The organism is Streptomyces sp. NPDC036822 (assembly GCF_055609145.1).
Genome location: NZ_JBVJPY010000004.1, coordinates 148,914 through 167,408 on the forward strand (window position 1 = coordinate 148,914; position 18,495 = coordinate 167,408).

14 protein-coding genes and 1 pseudogene are annotated in these 18,495 nt (G+C 73.8%); 10 read left to right on the forward strand and 5 right to left on the reverse strand.

Annotation, left to right across the window (positions count from 1 at the left end):
• Nucleotides 1-66: 66 nt before the first annotated feature.
• The 5 genes from ACZ68P_RS11285 (at nt 67) to ACZ68P_RS11305 (ending at nt 7,687) form a co-directional block, all read left to right on the forward strand.
• Nucleotides 67-2,484: an MFS transporter gene (locus tag ACZ68P_RS11285; protein WP_471005146.1), complete on the forward strand. Its 2,418-nt coding sequence runs from the start codon at nt 67-69 to the stop codon at nt 2,482-2,484.
• Between the two features lie 78 nt (nt 2,485-2,562).
• Nucleotides 2,563-3,396 (forward strand): M55 family metallopeptidase, encoded by an 834-nt coding sequence (locus ACZ68P_RS11290; RefSeq protein ID WP_471005147.1) that lies wholly within the window; start codon nt 2,563-2,565, stop codon nt 3,394-3,396.
• Nucleotides 3,389-4,726, forward strand: a complete 1,338-nt coding sequence (locus tag ACZ68P_RS11295; RefSeq protein ID WP_471005148.1) for a M20/M25/M40 family metallo-hydrolase — start codon at nt 3,389-3,391, stop codon at nt 4,724-4,726. The genes ACZ68P_RS11290 and ACZ68P_RS11295 overlap by 8 nt, the downstream gene beginning before the upstream one ends.
• Nucleotides 4,727-4,736: 10 nt before the next feature.
• Nucleotides 4,737-6,725 carry a S9 family peptidase gene (locus tag ACZ68P_RS11300; protein ID WP_471005149.1) on the forward strand — a complete coding sequence of 663 codons (1,989 nt, stop codon included), beginning with the start codon at nt 4,737-4,739 and terminating at the stop codon, nt 6,723-6,725.
• Nucleotides 6,722-7,687 (forward strand): S66 peptidase family protein, encoded by a 966-nt coding sequence (locus ACZ68P_RS11305; RefSeq protein WP_471005150.1) that lies wholly within the window; start codon nt 6,722-6,724, stop codon nt 7,685-7,687. Before ACZ68P_RS11300 ends, ACZ68P_RS11305 begins: the two co-directional genes overlap by 4 nt.
• 267 nt (nt 7,688-7,954) lie before the next feature.
• Here the strand turns inward: ACZ68P_RS11305 and ACZ68P_RS11310 are convergent, their stop codons facing one another.
• Together ACZ68P_RS11310 and ACZ68P_RS11315 are read right to left on the reverse strand one after the other, a co-directional pair.
• The gene (locus ACZ68P_RS11310; protein WP_471005151.1) at nt 7,955-9,046 is read right to left on the reverse strand and encodes an adenosine deaminase; all 1,092 of its coding nucleotides are present in this window, start codon (nt 9,044-9,046) and stop codon (nt 7,955-7,957) included.
• 166 nt (nt 9,047-9,212) lie between these two features.
• Nucleotides 9,213-9,962 (reverse strand): GntR family transcriptional regulator, encoded by a 750-nt coding sequence (locus ACZ68P_RS11315; RefSeq protein WP_471005152.1) that lies wholly within the window; start codon nt 9,960-9,962, stop codon nt 9,213-9,215.
• 168 nt (nt 9,963-10,130) lie between these two features.
• Between ACZ68P_RS11315 and ACZ68P_RS11320 the strand changes: the two genes are divergently transcribed.
• Nucleotides 10,131-11,558, forward strand: coding sequence for an MFS transporter (locus ACZ68P_RS11320; protein ID WP_471005153.1), 1,428 nt, complete (start codon nt 10,131-10,133; stop codon nt 11,556-11,558).
• Between the two features lie 148 nt (nt 11,559-11,706).
• A pseudogene (locus ACZ68P_RS11325) lies at nt 11,707-12,268 on the forward strand (GNAT family N-acetyltransferase).
• On the opposite strand, the gene ACZ68P_RS11330 reads toward ACZ68P_RS11325, so the two are convergent.
• Nucleotides 12,256-12,594 carry a DUF6204 family protein gene (locus ACZ68P_RS11330; RefSeq protein ID WP_471005587.1) on the reverse strand — a complete coding sequence of 113 codons (339 nt, stop codon included), beginning with the start codon at nt 12,592-12,594 and terminating at the stop codon, nt 12,256-12,258. The pseudogene ACZ68P_RS11325 and the gene ACZ68P_RS11330 sit on opposite strands and share 13 nt — an antisense overlap.
• Before the next feature lie 91 nt (nt 12,595-12,685).
• On the opposite strand from ACZ68P_RS11330, the gene ACZ68P_RS11335 reads away from it, so the two are divergent.
• Entirely contained in the window at nt 12,686-13,609 is a 924-nt protein-coding gene (locus ACZ68P_RS11335) for an arginase family protein (protein ID WP_471005154.1), read from the forward strand.
• Between the two features lie 31 nt (nt 13,610-13,640).
• Here the strand turns inward: ACZ68P_RS11335 and ACZ68P_RS11340 are convergent, their stop codons facing one another.
• Nucleotides 13,641-13,991, reverse strand: a complete 351-nt coding sequence (locus tag ACZ68P_RS11340; RefSeq protein ID WP_471005155.1) for a VOC family protein — start codon at nt 13,989-13,991, stop codon at nt 13,641-13,643.
• A gap of 115 nt (nt 13,992-14,106) precedes the next feature.
• Nucleotides 14,107-15,024 carry a class I SAM-dependent methyltransferase gene (locus tag ACZ68P_RS11345; RefSeq protein ID WP_471005156.1) on the reverse strand — a complete coding sequence of 306 codons (918 nt, stop codon included), beginning with the start codon at nt 15,022-15,024 and terminating at the stop codon, nt 14,107-14,109.
• Between the two features lie 189 nt (nt 15,025-15,213).
• Here ACZ68P_RS11345 and ACZ68P_RS11350 point away from each other — a divergent pair, with 189 nt between their 5' ends.
• Nucleotides 15,214-17,064, forward strand: a complete 1,851-nt coding sequence (locus ACZ68P_RS11350; RefSeq protein WP_471005157.1) for a transketolase — start codon at nt 15,214-15,216, stop codon at nt 17,062-17,064.
• Nucleotides 17,065-17,256: 192 nt separating this feature from the next.
• On the forward strand, nt 17,257-18,489 hold the full coding sequence (locus ACZ68P_RS11355; protein ID WP_471005588.1) for an aminotransferase class I/II-fold pyridoxal phosphate-dependent enzyme: 1,233 nt from the start codon (nt 17,257-17,259) through the stop codon (nt 18,487-18,489).
• The last annotated feature ends 6 nt before the right edge of the window (nt 18,490-18,495 follow it).

Here is an 18,495-nt window from a genome sequence, read left to right on the forward strand (position 1 = left end):
GCTCCCCCTTCGCGCCCAATGCGAAGAATGGCCGCGGCGCTGACGCCGTGACGAGGGGAGCAGCACGTGGGTGCGATCACGCTGGTGAAGGACGACGTGCCGCTCGTCGCGGGCGGCCCACCTTCCGGTCACGAGCCGCCTGCCGGACCGGAACCGGCCCTCGATCCCCGCCGGGTCCGGCTCGTCTTCTGCGGCCTCATGCTCGCGCTGCTGCTCGCCGCACTGGAGCAGATGATCGTCGCCACCGCCCTGCCCAGGATCGTCGGCGAACTCCAGGGCCTGGACCGGATGTCCTGGGCGATCACCGCCTATCTCCTCACCGCCACCATCGGCCTGCCCGTGTACGGCAAGCTCGGCGATCTCTTCGGCCGCAAGGGCGTCTTCCTCTTCGCCATCGTCGTCTTCGTCATCGGCTCGGCCCTCGCCGGCTGGTCACGGACCATGGACGAGCTCATCGCCTTCCGGGCCGTCCAGGGCCTGGGCGCCGGCGGTCTCATGATCGGCGTCCAGGCGATCATCGCCGACATCGTCCCGGCCCGGGAACGCGGCCGCTACATGGGCCTGGTCGGAGCCGCCTTCGGCCTCGCCTCCGTCGCCGGGCCCCTGCTCGGCGGCTTCTTCACCGACCACGTCTCCTGGCGCTGGTGCTTCTACTTCAACGTCCCCTTCGGACTCCTCACCCTCGCCGTCGTCGCCCTCGTGCTCAAGCTCCCCACGCCGACGACCAGGGCCAGGCTCGACGTCCTCGGCGCGCTCCTGCTCGCCGCGGCCTCCACCTGTCTGGTGCTGCTGACCAGTTGGGGCGGAACCGAATACGCCTGGGACTCGCGGGTCATCCTCGGCCTCGGCGGCGGCGCGGCGGCGTCGGCCCTGCTCTTCCTCGCCGTGGAGCACCGCGCCGCCGAACCGCTCATCCCGCTGCGGCTCTTCCGCGACTCCGTCTTCACCGTCACCAGCCTCGTCGGCGCGGTCGTCGGCATCGCCCTCTTCGGCGCCGCCAGCTACCTCCCGACCTTCCTGCAGATGGTCGAGGGGGCCACCGCGACCGAGTCCGGCCTGCTCATGCTGCCCCTGATGGGCGGGATCGTCGTCGCCTCGATCGTCTCGGGCCAGCTCATCAGCCGCACCGGCCGCTACCGGCTCTACCCGGTCCTCGGCGGCGCCGTCTCCGCCGTCGGCATGTGGCTGCTCTCCCGGATGGAGACCGACACCCCGCGCCTGCACCACAGCGTCTGGCAGGCAGTCCTCGGCATCGGCATCGGCCTCGTCATGCCGGTCCTCATCCTGGCCGTGCAGAACTCCGTACGCCCCACCGACCTCGGCACCGCCACCAGCGCTCACACCTACTTCCGGCAGATCGGCGGCAGTGTCGGCGCCGCCGTCTTCGGTACCCTCTTCGCCTCCCGGCTCGACGACGCCCTCGCCGACTCCCTCCCGAGGACGACGGGCGGAGCGGGCCTCCCGGCCGCCGAATCGATCACTCCGCAGACGGTGCACGCCCTGCCGCCCGCCCTGCGCGACGCCTACATCCAGGCGTACGCGGACGCGATGCCCCGCGTCTTCCTCTACCTCGTGCCGGTCCTCGTGCTCGGCCTCGTCCTCGCCTTCTTCCTCAAGGAGAAACCGCTGGTGTCCCACCACACCCCCGCCACCGAGGCCCCCACCGCCGACGCCCACACCGCCGTCCCCCGGGCCAGGGACGCGGCCCCGGCCGCCCCCCACCCCGCGGGACTTCCCGTCTGCGGAACCGTGCGGCACCACGACGGCAGCCGCGTCCCCCGGGCCGCGCTGACCCTGATCGACGTCCAGGGACGGCAGATCGGCCGCGGCGGCAGCGGCGAGGACGGCCGCTATGCCCTCGGCGTCCCGGGCCCCGGCTCGTACGTCCTGATCGCGGCCGCCGGCGGACACCAGCCCCAGGCCGTCTCCGTCACCGTCGGAGAGCGCCCCGTCGAGCTCGACGTCGTCCTCGGCGGCGCCGGCCGGCTGGCCGGAACGGTCCTCACCGCCGACGGCTCACCCGTACGCGACGCGGCCGTCACCCTCACCGACGTGCGCGGAGAGGTCGTCGCCTCCACCCGCAGCGGGCGCGAGGGCTGCTACGTGATCACGGAACTGGTCGCGGGGGAGTACACCCTGGCCGCCAGCGCCCCCGCCTTCCGGCCCGCCGCCCTCCCCGTCAGCGTGCAGTCGTCCCGCGAGACCCGTCAGGACATCGAGCTGGCCGGCGGCGCCGTCCTGCGCGGCACCGTCCGCGCGGGAGGCGGCCGCCCCGTCGAGGACGCCCGGGTCACCCTCCTCGACGCCGCGGGCAACGTCGTCGACACCCTGACGACCGGGCCGGACGGCACGTTCCGCTTCGTGGACCTGTCCTCGGGCGAGTACACCGTCATCGCCGCCGGCTACCCGCCGGTCGCCACCGTCCTCCAGGTCGCGGGCGGCGGCCGCACCGAAAGGGATCTGCACCTCGGCCACGAGGACTGACCACGGCGTCCGCCCCGTCCGCCGACACTTTTCCACAGGGGTGGTCGTGCCGCCGGTCGCCGCGTACGGTTTCCAGGCATGAAGATCCTGATCAGTGCCGACATGGAAGGCGCCACCGGTGTCACCTGGCCCGCCGACGTGCTGCCGGGGACACCCCAGTGGGAACGGTGCCGGTCCCTGTTCACCTCGGACGTGAACGCGGCGGTGCTCGGCTTCTTCGACGGCGGCGCCGACGAGGTGCTCATCAACGAAGCGCACTGGTCGATGCGGAACCTCCTCCTCGAACACCTCGACGAGCGGGCGGAGATGCTCACCGGACGCCACAAGTCGCTGTCCATGGTGGAGGGCGTGCAGCACGGCGACGTCGACGGCATCGCCTTCGTCGGCTACCACACGGGCGCGGGCGCCGAGGGCGTCCTCGCCCACACCTATCTCGCGAACTCCATCACCGGCGTCTGGCTGAACGGGGAGCGGGCGAGCGAGGGCCTGCTCAACGCCCACGTGGTGGCGGAGTTCGGCGTGCCGGTGGTCCTCGTCACCGGCGACGACCTGACCTGTGAGGACGCCCTCGGGTACGCCCCCGAGGCGCTCAAGGTCGCGGTCAAGGACCATGTCTCGCGGTACGCGGCGGTGTGCCGGACCCCGAGCCGCACGGCCACCGAGATCCGGGCGGCGGCCAAGGAGGCCGCGGGCCTCGCCGTGCGGCACGACCCGGTGCGCGGCGGCCCGTTCACGGTGGAGCTGGAGTTCGACGCCGAGCACCTGGCCGCCGCCGCCACCGTCGTGCCCGGCGTGGCGCGGAGCGGCGAGCGCCGGGTCGCCTACACCAGCGAGACGATGTACGAAGGCATTCGCACGTTCAAGGCGGTCACGACCATCGTCTCGGCCGCGGTGGAGGAGCAGTATGGCTGAGCCCGCCCGACAGCGGCCCGACGCCGAGGCGCTCGACGAGGTGGTGACCTTCACCTCCGAGCTCATCCGGATCGACACGACCAACAGAGGCGGCGGGGACTGCCGTGAGCGGCCCGCCGCCGAGTACGTCGCCGAACGCCTCGCCGCCGCGGGACTCGAGCCCGTCCTCCTGGAGCGCACCCCCGGCCGCACCAACGTGGTGGCCAGGATCGAGGGCACCGACCCGTCCGCCGACGCGCTGCTCGTGCACGGCCATCTCGACGTGGTGCCCGCCGAGCCCGCCGACTGGACCGTCCACCCCTTCTCGGGCGAGGTCCGCGACGGCGTGGTGTGGGGCCGCGGAGCCGTCGACATGAAGAACATGGACGCGATGGTGCTCGCCGTGGTCCGCTCCTGGGCCCGCCAGGGCATCCGCCCCCGCCGCGACATCGTCCTCGCGTACACCGCCGACGAGGAGGCCAGCGCCGAGGACGGCTCCGGGTTCCTCGCCGACCGGCACGCAGGTCTCTTCGAGGGCTGCACCGAAGGCATCAGCGAATCCGGGGCGTTCAGCTTCCACCCGCACCCCGGCATGACGCTCTATCCCATCGCGGCCGGCGAACGCGGCACCGCGTGGGTCAAGCTCACCGCCCACGGCAGGGCCGGACACGGCTCGAAGGTGAACACCGCCAACGCCGTGACCCGGCTCGCCGCCGCCGTCGCCCGCATCGGCGCCCACGCCTGGCCGGTCCGGATCACCCCGACCGTGCGGGCGGCCCTCGCCGAACTCGCCGCGCTGTACGGCATCGAGACCGACGTCACCGCCGAGGACCTCGACGTCGACACCCTCCTGGAGAAGCTCGGCCCCGCCGCCGCGCTCGTCGAGCCGACCGTCCGCAACAGCGCCAATCCGACGATGCTCGACGCCGGATACAAGGTGAACGTCATCCCGGGCCACGCCGTCGCCTACGTGGACGGGCGCATGCTGCCCGGCGGCGAGGAGGAGTTCGCCGCGACGATGGACCGGCTCACCGGACCCGACGTCGCGTGGGAGTTCCACCACCGCGAGATCCCCCTGGAGGCCCCGGTCGACTCGCCGACCTTCGCCAAGCTGCGGGCCGCCGTGGAACGTTTCGACCCGGCCGGCCACGTCATCCCCTTCTCCATGTCCGGCGGCACCGACGCCAAGCAGTTCTCCCGGCTCGGGATCACCGGCTACGGCTTCTCGCCGTTGAAGCTCCCCCCGGAGCTGGACTACGGCGCGCTGTTCCACGGCGTCGACGAGCGCGTCCCCGTCGACGCGCTGCACTTCGGCGTCCGCGTACTCGACCACTATCTGAAGACCGCGTAGGGGAGTCGGCATGGTACCCACGAGTCCCTACGGCAGCTGGCCCTCACCCATCGACGCCGCCCTCGCCGCGTCCCACGACGGGCGTCCCGAGTACCTCGGCGCCGTCGGCGACGAGCTGTGGTGGACGGCGCCCCGCCCCACCGAAGGCGGGCGGCGCGCCCTGGTGCGCCGACGGGCCGACGGCGCCGAGGAACAGGTCCTCCCCGCCCCCTGGAACGTCCGCAGCCGGGTCGTCGAATACGGCGGACAGCCGTGGGCCGGACTCGCGCGGCAGCACGGCGGCCCGCTGATCGTCTTCAGCCACTTCCCCGACCAGCGGCTCTACGCCTACGAACCGGACGCCGAAGGCGACGCGGCCGTCCCCCGGCCGCTCACCCCCGTCGCGGCCACCGGCGGCGGCCTGCGCTGGGCCGACCCGGTCGTCCACCCGGAGCGGGACGAGGTGTGGTGCGTCCTGGAGGAGTTCACCGGACCCGCGCCCACGGACGTGCGCCGGGTCGTCGCCGCCGTCCCGCTGGACGGATCGGCGGCCGAGGACCGCGCGGCGGTACGCGAGCTCTCCGACGGCGCCCACCGTTTCGTCACGGGCCCGCGCCTCTCCCCGGACGGCGGACAGGCCGCCTGGATCGCCTGGGACCACCCCCGCATGCCCTGGGACGGTACGGAGGTGCTGCTCGCCGACGTGACTGCCGACGGCGTCTTCGCGGGCGCGCGGCGCGTCGCGGGCGGGCCCGCGGAGTCGGTCCCGCAGGTCGACTGGACGCCCGACGGACAGCTGCTGTACCTCAGCGACCGCAGCGGGTGGTGGAACGTCTACCGCCGCGGAGCGGACGGCGAGCCGGTCGCCCTGTGCCCCCGCGCCGAGGAGTTCGGCGGCCCGCTGTGGAAGATCGGCCTCAGCTGGTTCCGCCCCCTGGAGAACGGCCTCGTGGCGGTCATCCACGGCAGGGGCGCCACCTCCCTCGGAATACTCGACCCCGAGAGCGGGGAGGTCGTCGACGCGGCCGGCCCCTGGACCGAGTGGGCCCCCACCCTCGCCGCGCACGGCAGCCGGGTCGCCGGCGTCGCCGCGAGCCCGCGCAGCGCCTACGAGATCGTGGAGCTGGACACCTGTACCGGCCGGACCCGCGTCATCGGCTCGGCCCATGACGACCCGGTCGACCCGGCGTACTACCCCGAGCCCCAGATCCGCACCTTCGCCGGGCCCGACAACCGGGAGATCCACGCCCACGTCTACCCGCCGCACAACCCCGACCGCATCGCCCCCACCGACGAACTGCCGCCCTACGTGGTCTGGGCGCACGGCGGCCCGACCGCGCACGCACCGCTCGTCCTCGACCTGGAGATCGCCTACTTCACCTCCCGCGGCATCGGCGTCGCCGAGGTGAACTACGGCGGCTCGACCGGCTACGGCCGGGAGTACCGCGAACGCCTCCGCGAGCAGTGGGGCGTCGTCGACGTCGAGGACTGCGCGGCCGTCGCCGAGGCGCTCGCCTCCGAAGGCACCGCCGACCCGGCACGCCTCGCGATCCGCGGCGGCAGCGCGGGCGGCTGGACCACCGCCGCCTCACTGGTCACCAGCGACGTCTACGCCTGCGGCACGATCCTCTACCCCATCCTCGACCTGCTCGGCTGGGCCACCGACGAGACCCACGACTTCGAGTCCCGTTACCTGGAGTCGCTGGTCGGGCCGCTCGCCGAGGTCCCCGCCCGCTACAAGGAACGCTCGCCCCTCGCCCACGTCGAGCGGATCTCCGCTCCGTTCCTGCTGCTCCAGGGGCTCGACGACGTGATCTGCCCGCCCGCGCAGAGCGAGAGGTTCCTGGCGGCGATGGCCGGGCAGGGCGTCCCGCACGCGTACATCGCCTTCGAGGGCGAGGGCCACGGCTTCCGGCGCGCCGAGACCGTGATCCGCGCCCTGGAGGCCGAACTGTCGCTGTACGCCCAGACCTTCGGCATCGAGCGGCCCGACGTCCCCCGTCTGGAGCTGAGGGGATGACGGGGGCCCGGACTCCGGCGGACCCGCCACGCGCGGTGGCGCCGCTGATCCGGCCCGCCCGGCTGCGGGCCGGTGACCGGGTCGCCGTCGTCGCGCCCAGCGGCCCCGTGCCCGAGGAGCGCCTCGCCGCCGGCCTCGACATCCTGCGCGGCTGGGGTCTGGAGCCGGTGGTCGCCCCCCACGTCCTCGACACCCACCCCGCGTTGGACTACCTCGCGGGGACGGACGCAGGCCGGGCCCGCGACCTCCAGCAGGCCTGGTGCGACCCCGGCGTCGCGGCGGTCATCTGCGCCCGGGGCGGCTACGGCGTCCAGCGGATGGTGGACCTGCTCGACTGGGCCGCGATGCGGGCGGCGGGGCCCAAGGTCTTCGTCGGCTACAGCGACCTCACCGCCCTCCACGAGGCGTTCGCCGTACGGGCGGGGGTGGCCACCCTGCACGGTCCGATGGTCGCGGCGGCGGCCTTCCTGGAGGACCGGCGCACCCAGGAGTCCCTGCGGGCCACGCTGTTCGCGCCCGAGTCGGTCCTGACGCTCGGACGCGAGAACGCGAGGCCGCTGGTGCCGGGCCGGGCCCGCGGTGTCACCCTCGGCGGCTGCGTCAGCCTCCTCGCCGCCGACCTCGCCACCCCGCACGCGCGACCGTCGGCCCGGGGCGGCCTGCTGTTCCTCGAGGACGTGGGGGAGGAGCCGTACCGGCTGGACCGCGTCCTCACCCAGCTCCTGCGGTCCGGCTGGCTGGACGGCGTCGCGGCCGTCGGGCTCGGCTCCTGGGCGGACTGCGGTCCCTACGACGACGTCCGCGCGGTGCTGGCCGACCGCCTCGGCGGGCTCGGCGTCCCGGTGGTGGAGGAGATGGGCTTCGGCCACGGCGCGAGCGCGCTCACGCTCCCGCTCGGGGTGCCGGGCGTGCTGGACGCCGAGGCGGGCACGCTCACGCTCGACGTGCCCGCCCTGACCTGAGGGCCGGGGCCGCGCCCGGAGCCGGCCCCGAGCCCGGCGGCCGGGGACGAGGGGCAGCGTCGCCCAGCCGCCTAGCCGCCTAGCCGCCCAGCCGCCCAAGCCGGTCCCGAGCCCGGAGGCCGGGGGTGCAAGGCAGCCTCGCCCAGCCCGGTGCCGAGCCGGGCCGGCGACGTCACCGGCCCGGCTCGGCACCGGGCGCCGGGGGCGGCCGTCCTCAGCCGCCCGGGGCGGCTGACGCGCCTTCCCGACGGGCGTCCGCGGGAGTCGTCAGCGCAAGGCGGCGTAGCCCGGGCGGACGACCTCGTCGATCAGCCGCTGCCGCTCGGGGAGGGGAAGGAAGGCGGCGTCGAGCGCGGCGACGGTGAACTCCTCGAAGACCTCCGGGCCGTAGCCGAAGGCGTCCACCATGTGCTGGAACTCCTCGCTCATGGTGGTGCCGGAGACCAGGCGGTTGTCGGTGTTGAGGGTGATCCGGAAGCCGAGCCGGCGCAGTTCGTCGATCGGGTGCGAGGCGTAGTCCTTCGCCGCACCGGTCTGCAGGTTGGAGGTCGGGCAGACCTCCAGGGCGATGCGGTTGTCGCGGACGTAGGAGGCGAGGTGGCCCAGGGTGCCGTCCTCGGCGATGTCGTCCGTGATGCGCACCCCGTGGCCGATCCGCTCGCTGCCGCAGATCTGCACGGCCTCGTGGATCGACTCGGCGCCGACCGCTTCGCCCGCGTGGATGGTGAAGTGGCAGTTGTGCCGCTTCAGATGCTGGAAGGCGGGGAGGTGGCGGGCCGGCGGGTTGCCGATCTCGCCGCCGGCGATGTCGAAGCCGGCGACGCCGTTCTCGCGATGGGCGACGGTCAGCCGCGCGATCTCCAGCGAACGGTCGGTGTGCCGCATGCCGGTGAGCAGGGTGCGGACGGTGATCCGGCCGCCCGAGCGGCGCTCGCCCTCACGGAAGCCGTCGTTCACCGCCTCGACGACCTCGTCCAGGGTCAGCCCGCCCTCCAGGTGCTGCTCGGGGGCGTAGCGGATCTCGGCGTAGACGACGCCGTCCGCGGCCAGGTCCTCGGCGCACTCGGCCGCGATCCGCTCCAGGGCGGAGCGGGTCTGCATCACCGCGCAGGTGTGGGCGAAGGTCTCCAGGTACCGCTCCAGCGAACCGGAGTCGGCGGCGTCCCGGAACCAGACCGCGAGCGCGGCGGGGTCCTCGGTCGGCAGGGAGGTGTAGCCGCACTCGCGCGCCAGCTCGACGATCGTCGCGGGGCGCAGCCCGCCGTCGAGATGGTCGTGGAGAACGGCCTTCGGGGCGCGCCGGATCCACTCGGAGACGGCGGGCGTGACGGGGGCGACGAGGTTGTCAGACAAGTGCATGGCGCGGAAGTGTACGCCACAGCGGGCCCTCGGCGCTGTGACGGCGGCGACAGGGCGGCGGCCTGACGGTCTTGTCGCCTGGCTCGGAGGGGCCGTCGGGCCGCCCGGCAAAGGCCGGCCGAGCGGTCCGGCCCGAAGCTCGGCCGGGTGGCGCGGCCGGGTCGGCTCAGTTCGACTGGAGGACCGGGAGCGCCGGCGCTCCCGTCGGGAGCATGTGTTTGGCCGCCAGGACCGGGATCTCTCCGACCCGTACCACCTGGGTGACGAGGACCGCCGGAGTGTCGGCCGGGCGGCCGAGCTGGTCCCCGCGCCGCTGGCCGACCAGGGTGGCGGTCACACTGCTGTGCGCCCCCAGCGACACCCCGCGTGAGGCGTCGGCGAGCACCGCCAGCATCGAGACGCGCTCCGGCGCCGGCGCGGTCCGGAGGGCGTACGCGAAGTCCGGGTGCGCGCGGTCCAGGACGTCGTCCGCGGCCGCCCACTCCTGGCTGAGCGTCGCCGCCGTACCCTCTCCGACCAGCAGCGACTCCCAGAACCGCAGCTCCGATCCGGCCCGGGCGAGCAGGTGCTGGGTGGTGAAGTCGGTGGGCTCCTCGACCGCCCGCAGCAGGGCTCGTACGCGCAGCGGCGAGCCCGCCCCGATCAGCTCCTCCAGGGGCTGGACGTGTTCGAAGCCGCGGCGCGGCGGACGGTCGGCGACGGTCCGGCCGACTCCGCGCCGCACCGAGAGCAGGCCGTCCTCCTGGAGCAGCAGCAGCGCCTCGCGCAGGGCCGGACGGCTCACCCCCAGCTCGCCGGCGAGCTTGGGCTCGGAGGGGAGCGTCGAGCCCGGCGGATAGGTGCCGTGGTGGATGGCGTCCGCGATCCGCTCGTAGAGCACCACGACCGGTCGTCGTTGCCGTCCGCTGACTGCCACTGCCCCTCCTTCACCGACTTGTCGGCAAGTCAACGGTATGCGGATTCACAGGTCAAAGGGTCTTGACGTGTGACGCGCGTAGAGTCCAGCCTGTCGGGGCGCAACTTGTCAGACAAGCTTGGCGAGGGGCGTGCGCAACGACGTGACATCCAAGGCAAAGGGGCCGATATGTCAGCCAAATCCGACCTCACGGGCCGGGGGCCCATGCTTCTGGCGATGGTCCTCGCCGTCCTCGGCTACCAGATCAACGCCACGATGCTCAGCCCCGCACTGCCGGACGTCATCGAGCGGCTGGGCACCACCACGGCCGCCGCCGGTCTCTCGCAGACCCTGTTTTTCCTGATGGCGGCCATCGGCCAGGTCACCCTGGCCCGTCTCAGCGACAAACGCGGCCGCAAGCCGATGATGATCGTCTGCGCCTTCGTGCTGATCGCCGGAAACCTGCTCTGCGTCTTCGCGCCGAACATCGAGGTCTTCATCGCAGGCCGCGTCCTGCAGGGCATCTCGGCCGCGATGTTCACCCTCGCCTTCCTCACGCTGAACCAGCTGCTCACCCCGGCCGGCTTCGGCAAGGCCGCGGGCATCGTCACCGCCGTCAACGGCGGCCTCGCCGGCGTCGACGCCATCGGCGGCGGACAGATCGCCGACACCATCGGCTTCCGCGGGATCTTCGTCTGCTCCACCCTCATTGCCGTGGCGGGTCTGATCGGCGTCCGGAAGTACGTCCCCGACGTGCCCGCCACCGCCCCCGAGGGCCGCTTCGACTCCCGGGGCATCGTCGCCCTCGCGCTCGGCCTCACCGGCATCCTCGTCGGTCTCGCCCAGGGTGCCGCCTGGGGCTGGACGTCGGTCCTGACCCTCGGCTTCCTGCTGGGCGGACTCGCCTCCCTCGCCTTCTTCGTCGTCTCGCAGAAGAGCGCCGCCGACCCGGTCATCGACATCGAGGTCCTGGCCTCCCGCCGCGCCTGGCCGCTGCTCCTCACCACGATCTGCACCCTGGGAGGAGCGTTCGGGGCCATCGCCCTCACCATCCCGCTCTTCTCGCAGGACGCACGCGTCGGCCTCGGCCTCTCGGCCGTCACCGCCGCCTTCCTCTTCCTGACGCCGATCCAGCTGATCGGCGTGCTCTCCGCGCCGCTGACCGGGCGGCTCGGTCCGAAGGTCGGGTGGCGCACGATCGTCGTCACCGGCGCGATCGCCAACTTCGCGATCTTCCTCTTCGCCACCTTCTTCCTGCACAGCGAGGGGATCCTGATCGCCTCGCTGGCCGCGCTCGGCGTCACGTACGGCGGTTTCATGCTCACCGGCCTCAACGGCCTCGCCGTCACCACCGCCCCCAAGGACAAGCCGGGCTCGCTCTCCGGACTCAACGGCGCCTGCTTCGGCATCGGAGCCTCGCTCGGCATCGCCCTCGCCTCCGCCATGATCACGGTGGGGAGCGACGCGGGAGGCGTCACCGAGGCCGGCTACCAGCACGCGATGTACGCGGCGCTCGCCCTGCTCGGCATCGGCGTCGTCACGGCGCTGCTCATCCAGCGCCCCGACCCGGCCGACGTGCCCGACGAGGAGCCTCAGCCGGTCCTCGCCCACCACTGACGCCGTCCGTCCGCGGACGCCGGCCCACCGCGGGCGGGCGACGCCCGGGGGCGCCCGCCGAGCGGCCAGGGTGGCCACGGCGGCCAGGACGTCCTGGCCGCCGCGCGGCCTCGTCCGCGGGCCCCGCCCGCCCCGCCGGCCTGGCCGGATGAGCGACGACCCCGGCCGGTACCCGGCGGGCCCTCGGGTGGGCCCGCGGCCCTCCACGCTCGACGACGCGGCGGAGCTCACGGCCCACGCCCGCGCCGCCCGCGAGCTGCACCGCCCCTGGCTCTTCCCGCCGGACGGCCCCCCGGGCCTACGACGTCTTCGCACGGGCGCTGATCGCCGACCTGACCAGGGAGGGGTTCCGCGTCCGCGAGCGGGCCGAGGGCGGCCGGATCGCCGACTTCGTCCACGTCGACAACATCGTCCGCGGGGCTTTCCTCAGCGGCTCCCTCGGCTACGGCGCCTTCGCGCACGCCGCGGGCCGGGGCCTGATGTTCCGAGGCGTTGGGGCTCCTGCTGCCGTACGCCTTCGGGCCGTTGGGTGTCCACCGTGTGGAGGCCGGCATCCGGCCCGGCTATGAAGCTTCCCGCGCCCTCGTCCGCAGCGCCGGATTCCGTCTCGAGGCTTCTCGCCCGCGATGCTCCACATCGACGGCGCGTGGCGGGACCACGAGCGCCGGGCGATCACCGCCCCCGCCGGACCCGTCGCTCAGCGCTTGTAGTTGATCTTCATGGTGTCCATGTCCGTCACGGACGACTTCAGCTCCCCGTGACCGTGCCCCCGCTCACGGAGCGCCGTCTCCACCCGGTCCTCGGCGATCGCCGCTGCCATCTCCTCGCCGTCCGCCGCGTCGGAGACGACGATCAGCCGGTACGAGAAGTGCTTCAGCGTCCTGTCGTAGGTGAGCGAGCCCTCCGGTGTGAACCGCATCCCCGTCAGACCGTGCTCGTCGGCCTCGGCCAGCAGCCGCGCCCGGCTCTCCTCCGACAGGCCGTCGAACGTGCCGCGCACGATCACGCGGTACGTGTGCTGGGTGTCCGTGCTCATCTCGCTCCGTACGTCCGTGCTTCCGGGCGCCCGTACTGCCGTACGGGCGTCGCCGTTGAAGAAGCAGAGTACGGCGGAGAGGATGGGGCGCATGCGGAATATCGTGGCCATCGACGCCCCCTCCAACCTCGGTCTGCGGCCGCCGGCGCCCGGAACCGTCCCCGGCTGCCACAAGCTCGCCGGAGCCCTCCGGGAGAACCGCGTCGTCCAGCGGCTCGGTGCGCTGGAGGGCGGCGTCGTCGTCGCGCCCCGCTACGACCGGGGTGACTGGCGGGAGGGCGAGGGCGTCTTCCACGCGGCGGCCCTCGCCGCCTACACCCGTACTCTCGCCGACCGGATCGAACGGCACGTACGGGCCGGGGACTTCCCGGTCGTCCTCGGCGGCGACTGCTCCATCCAGCTCGGCGCGTCCCTCGCCCTGCGTCGCATCGGCCGGTACGGCCTCGCCGCGCTCGACGCCTCCCCGGACTTCCGCCATCCCGGGAACTCGAGCCGCGTCGGCGCCGCCGCCGGCGAGGAGGTGGCCCTCGCCACCGGCCGCGGCCAGGACGACCTCACCGACCTCGAAGGACTCCGGCCCTACCTCCGCGACGAGGACATCCGCCTCCTCGGCATCCGTGACGCCTTCCACGACGATCCCGAGGTCACCGAGCTGCGCGCTCTCAAGATCCCGCTGGTGACCGTCTCCGAACTCCGGGCGTGGGGTACGGAGGAGCTCGCCGCCGCGACCGTGCTCAGCCTGGAGAACGAGGCCCTGGACGGTTTCTGGGTCCATCTCGACGCCGACGTCCTCGACCCGAGTGTGATGCCGGCCGTCGACAGCCCCGACCCGGACGGGCTGCTGCCCGCCGAACTGGCCACGCTGTTCGGCGCCCTGGTCCGGTCCGAGCGCTGCGTCGGGCTCAACGTCACGATCTACGACCCCGACCTCGACCCCGACGGAACCGCCGGCGCGCTCCTCACCGACCTGGTCGTGTCCGCCTTCACCACCGACGCACCCCCGCCGTCCCTGTAGGAGGTACGGAAGCGGTGCGGGCGCGCCCGTTCTACGCCGGGCGCCGGTCGACGTACTCGAAGACCGAGCCGTCCGGGTGCACCGCGATCAGATTGCGCCCCACCGGGGTCGGCACCGGACCGGCGACGACCTTCGCGCCGGCCTCGGTCAGCGAGGTGAACGCGGTGTCCACGTCGTCGACGGAGATAGTCGCCGCCACCTTCCGCAGCACCTCCAGCTCCGACTCGGGGCCGCTCATCAGGAGGAAGCAGCCGACCGCGGCCACCGAGACACCGGCCCGCTCGAAGCGCAGGGCCCGGCCGCCGGTGAGCCGCTCGTAGAAGTCCACCGCCGCATCGAGGTCGTCGACGCAGACGCGGAGCGTGGTTCCCAGAATCTCCATACGGACGAGCCTAGTTGACCTTCACGGAGCCGGTCGACGGGTCCACCGGGGCCCGCTGCCGACCGGCGGCCCCAGCGGTTTCGAGGGCGTCCGACGGAGTCCCGGCTGTGCCGGATCAGGAGACCCGGCACAGGATCTCGCCGTGCGGCACCATGAACCAGGCGTCCTCCTGGCGGCCCCACGTGCGCCAGGCCTCGGCGATCGCGGCCAGCCCGGCGGGCGTGGTGTGGCCGCCGTCCACCGCGAGCCGCGCGTAGACGGACTCCGTCGTGCGGTCCGCCCACAGGCCGCTCCACCAGGCCCGCTCCTCGGGCGTGGAGAAGCACCAGGTGGCGCCCGTCGTCACGATGTCCGTGAAGCCGGCGCGCCGCGCCCAGGAGAAGAGCCGCCGGCCGGCGTCCGGTTCGCCGCCGTTGGCCCGCGCGACCCGGTGGTACAACTCCAGCCACTCGGCCAGCGCGGGCGGTTCCGGGTACCAGGCGAAGGCGCCGTAGTCGCTGTCGCGCGCGGCCACCATTCCGCCCGGACGGCACACCCGCCTCATCTCACGCAGCGCGCGCACCGGGTCGCCGACGTGCTGCAGCACCTGATGGGCGTGGACGACGTCGAAGGAGTCGTCGGGGAAGTCCAGGTCGTGGACGTCGGCGACCGCGAAGCGCACGTTGCCCACGCCGCGCGCGGCGGCCGCAGCGCGTGCCTTGTCCAGGACGTCCTCCGAGGCGTCCACCGCGGTCACCCGGCCGGGCGCCACGAGGGCGGCCAGATCGGCGGTGATCGTGCCCGGCCCGCAGCCCACGTCCAGCACGTCGAGACCGGGGCGCAGTTCGGGGATCAGATACGCCGCGGAGTTGGCGGCGGTTCGCCAGCTGTGCGAGCGGAGCACCGACTCGTGGTGGCCGTGGGTGTAGACGGCCGTCTCCCGAGGCCCGGCGGGCGACGAGCCGGCGGAGGGCGCGGCGCCGGTGGACGGGGCCGGCCCGGCGGACGGGGCCGGGCTGTCGGACGGTGCGGACGGAGTGGAGCTGAGCGTCATGGCCGGACTCCTTCGGCTGAGGTCGTACGGCCACGGTACGCGCTCCGGCCGCATGCTGAGACCCGCATCTTGGCATGTGGACAACGGGTGGGCGGATTCCCCGGGTTACGCCCGGCCTTCCTGGGCACCCGCGTGATGAGCACCGTCGAACCGCCCGCCCGCCGCGCAGTCCGTGGAGGAAGGTCCGCCATGAACGAGACGATGTCCGCGCTCGCCCAGCAGCTTCGCGTCGACGCCGTGCGAGCCGCCGACGCGGCCGGCTCGGGCCACCCCACCTCGTCGATGTCGGCCGCCGAGATCGGCGCGGTACTCCTCGCCCGCCACCTGCGCTACGACTTCGACCGGCCGGACCATCCGGGCAACGACCGGCTCGTGCTCTCCAAGGGCCACGCCTCACCGCTGCTGTACGCCATGTACCGGGCGGCGGGGGTCGTCGGCGACGACGAACTGCTCACCTTCCGCCAGCGCGGCAGCCTGCTCGAAGGGCATCCGACACCCCGGCTGCCCTGGGTCGACGTCGCCACCGGCTCCCTCGGCCAGGGCCTGCCGGTCGGGGTCGGCATGGCGCTCGCCGGGAAGTTCCTCGACCACGTCCCCTACCAGGTCTGGGTGCTCTGCGGAGACAGCGAGATGGCCGAGGGCTCGGTCTGGGAGGCCGTGGAGCACGCCTCGTACTGCCGGCTCGACAACCTCACCATGATCGTCGACGTCAACCGGCTCGGGCAGCGCGGACCCACCCGCCACCAGCACGACCTCGGCGCCTACGCGGCCCGCCTCGAAGCCTTCGGCTGGCACACCCTGTCCATCGACGGCCACGACGTCGACGCCGTCGACGCCGCGCTCGGCGAGGCCCGCGCCACCTCCGGCCGGCCCACCGCGATCCTGGCCGCCACCCGCAAGGGCCGGGGCGTCGCCGCCGTCGAGAACCGCGAGGGCATGCACGGCAAGCCGCTCCCGGACGCCGAGGCCGCCATCGCCGAGCTGGGCGGCCGCAGCGACCTCCGGGTCGGGGTGACCGCACCGCCCGCCGCCCGGGTTTCGCGCCGCGACGGCAACGAGGCACCCGACCTGCCGCGCTACGAGAAGGGCGGCGACAAGGTCGCCACCCGCAACGCCTACGGCGAGGCCCTCGCCGCGCTCGGCTCGGTGCGCGACGACATCGTCGCGTTCGACGGCGAGGTGGGCGACTCGACGCGCACCGAGTACTTCGCGAAGGCGCACCCCGAGCGCCACTTCGAGTGCTACATCGCGGAACAGCAGCTGGTGGCGGCCGCCGTCGGGGTCCAGACGCGCGGTTACGTCCCCTACGCCGCGACCTTCGCCGCCTTCCTCACCCGCGCCCACGACTTCATCCGCATGGCCGCCGTCAGCCGCGCCGGGATCAACCTCGTGGGATCCCACGCCGGCGTCGCCATCGGCGAGGACGGCCCCAGCCAGATGGGCCTGGAGGACCTCGCGATGATGCGGTCGGTGCACGACAGCACCGTCCTGTACCCCTGCGACGCCAACCAGACGGCGAAACTCGTCGCCGCCATGGCCGACCGGGAAGGTGTCCGCTATCTGCGCACCACGCGCGGCGGAACCCCCGTCCTCTACGACCCCGACGAGGAGTTCCCCATTGGCGGCAGCAAGGTGCTGCGCAGCCACGGCGAGGACGACCGGGCCACCGTCGTGGCCGCCGGGGTGACCGTGCACGAGGCGCTGCGCGCCGCCGACGTGCTGGAGGAGCGGGGCGTGCCCGTGCGCGTCATCGACCTCTACTCCGTCAAGCCGGTGGACACCGCCACCCTCGACCAGGCGGCCGGTACGACCGGCTGCGTCCTGACGGTCGAGGACCACCGGCCGGAGGGCGGCATCGGCGACGCGGTGGCCGAGGCCTACGCCAACGGCCACGGTGACGTGCCCCGCCTGGCCCGGCTCGCGGTCCGTTCGATGCCCACCTCGGCGACGCCTGAGGAACAGCTCCACGAGGCCGGTATCGACGCGGACGCCATCGTCTCGGCGGTCGAGCTGATGGTCGAGCGGGTCCTGGTGCGCTGACACCCGACCGACCGGGTCCCCGCTCCCCGCCGACCGCCCCGGGCTCCCCGCCCGACCGGGTCCCGGCTTCCCGCCGACCGGCCCGCGGCCCGCCCCTGAGCAGTTCGCCGAAGCGGCGAACCTGCATGAATCTTCGTATAAAGGACAGTGGCGCCGTACGCGCGCCAGACCGAGGCCCTGGAGGTACGGGACATGCGGGAGACGGCTCCTGAGGGCCGCGGGCCGGTGCGCTACGGGCCACCGATCCCCGAGCCCGGCCTGCCCGTGCTCCCCGCCCTCGCCGCCATCCTCGCCGATGCGGCCACCCGCACCGCCGTCGAACCGCCCGGCGGCGGTCCCGTGCTGCGCGAGGCCGCGAGCGGGTACTGGTGGCGGCGCGGATTGCGGACCCACCCCGAGGACGTGGTCGCCGCCCCCGGCGGCCAGCCCCTGCTCCTCGCCCTGATCGCCGCCCACGGCGGCGACGTCCTGATGCCCCGCCCCTGCCCGGCCTGGTGGACCCCCCAGGCGCGCCTGCTCGGCCGCCCCGCCTACCACGTGCCGACCCCCGCCGAATGCGGAGGCGTCCCCGACCCGTACGCCCTCCTGGAGACCGTCCGGCGGGTCCGCGCGGAGGGCGGCCACCCCCGGCTGCTCCTGCTCTCCGTCGCCGACGACCCCACCGGCACCGTCGCCCCGCCGGAGCTGGTCAGCGAGACCTGCGAGGCGGCCGTCGCCGAGGGGCTGCACATCATCAGCGACGAGACCTGGCGCGACACCCTGCACGCCCCCCATGACACCGTCCTCGTCAGCCCCGCCGAGATGTACCCGGACGACGCCACCGTCCTCTACGACCTGGCGGGCGCGCTCGCCCCCGCCGCCTGGCCCTGCGCCGTCGCCCGGTTCCCGCCCACCGCCCCCTCCCGCGCGGACCGCTACGCCGATCCCCGGGCGCGTACCCTCGACGTCCTCACCGCCCTCGGCGCGGTCGTCGCCGGCCCCGTCGGGCCCGCCGCGGCGCACGCCCTCGACGAACCCGAGGACGTGACCGTACGCGCCGCGCTGAGCGCCGCCCTCCACGCGCGCGTGACCGCGGCCGCCCACCGGGCCGTCCTCGCCACCGGCGCGCTCGCCCTGCCCCCGCGATCCGGCCGCCACCTCTACGCCGACCTCGGACCGCTGCGCGCCGGACTCACCGCCCGCGGTGTCACCGACTCCCTGGAGCTGGAGAACCACCTCACCGAGCGGCTGGGCACGCCGGTCCCCGGCGGACACCGCTTCGGCGACGAACTCGGCTCGCTGCGGGCACGGTTCGACACCGGCGTGCTCCTGGGCGCGACGGAGGAGCGGCGGACGGAGGCGCTCACCTCGGCCACGCCCGAGGAACTGCCCCACATCGCGGAGGCGTTGACGTCGTTCGCGGCCGCTCTGGAGGAACTCCGGTGACCCCGG

Coding starts and splice junctions, on each gene's coding strand:
- ACZ68P_RS11290 (WP_471005147.1), top strand. CDS start 2,563: ATGAAGATCCTGATCAGTGCCGACATGGAAGGCGCCACCGGTGTCACC.
- ACZ68P_RS11295 (WP_471005148.1), top strand. CDS start 3,389: ATGGCTGAGCCCGCCCGACAGCGGCCCGACGCCGAGGCGCTCGACGAG.
- ACZ68P_RS11300 (WP_471005149.1), top strand. CDS start 4,737: ATGGTACCCACGAGTCCCTACGGCAGCTGGCCCTCACCCATCGACGCC.
- ACZ68P_RS11305 (WP_471005150.1), top strand. CDS start 6,722: ATGACGGGGGCCCGGACTCCGGCGGACCCGCCACGCGCGGTGGCGCCG.
- ACZ68P_RS11310 (WP_471005151.1), bottom strand. CDS start 9,046: ATGCACTTGTCTGACAACCTCGTCGCCCCCGTCACGCCCGCCGTCTCC.
- ACZ68P_RS11320 (WP_471005153.1), top strand. CDS start 10,131: ATGTCAGCCAAATCCGACCTCACGGGCCGGGGGCCCATGCTTCTGGCG.
- ACZ68P_RS11330 (WP_471005587.1), bottom strand. CDS start 12,594: ATGAGCACGGACACCCAGCACACGTACCGCGTGATCGTGCGCGGCACG.
- ACZ68P_RS11335 (WP_471005154.1), top strand. CDS start 12,686: ATGCGGAATATCGTGGCCATCGACGCCCCCTCCAACCTCGGTCTGCGG.
- ACZ68P_RS11340 (WP_471005155.1), bottom strand. CDS start 13,991: ATGGAGATTCTGGGAACCACGCTCCGCGTCTGCGTCGACGACCTCGAT.
- ACZ68P_RS11345 (WP_471005156.1), bottom strand. CDS start 15,024: ATGACGCTCAGCTCCACTCCGTCCGCACCGTCCGACAGCCCGGCCCCG.
- ACZ68P_RS11350 (WP_471005157.1), top strand. CDS start 15,214: ATGAACGAGACGATGTCCGCGCTCGCCCAGCAGCTTCGCGTCGACGCC.
- ACZ68P_RS11355 (WP_471005588.1), top strand. CDS start 17,257: ATGCGGGAGACGGCTCCTGAGGGCCGCGGGCCGGTGCGCTACGGGCCA.